This window comes from Variovorax sp. 05T418, assembly GCF_056396385.1.
Map to the genome: position 1 here is coordinate 1 of NZ_JBFTLJ010000063.1, position 318 is coordinate 318.

1 protein-coding gene is annotated in these 318 nt (G+C 65.4%); it reads left to right on the forward strand.

Annotated elements, in window-relative coordinates; all coding sequences use genetic code 11:
* Positions 1–318: superoxide dismutase (locus AC1DMS_RS31790; RefSeq protein WP_478182155.1), on the forward strand; the 318-nt coding region annotated here is incomplete at its 5' end.

Genomic DNA, 318 nt, shown 5'->3' on the forward strand with positions numbered 1-318 from the left:
CCCACGGGCGCGCTGGCCAAGGCCATCGATGCCAAGTGGGGCAACTACGACGCCTTCAAGGAAGCCTTCGTGAAGTCGGCCGTGGGCAACTTCGGCTCGGGCTGGACCTGGCTGGTGAAGAAGGCCGACGGCTCGGTGGACATCGTGAACATGGGTGCCGCGGGCACGCCGCTGACCACCGGCGACACCCCGGTGCTGACGGTGGACGTCTGGGAGCACGCCTACTACATCGACTACCGCAACCTGCGCCCCAAGTTCGTCGAGACCTTCCTGGCCAAGCTGGTGAACTGGGACTTCGCGGCCAAGAACTTCGGCTGA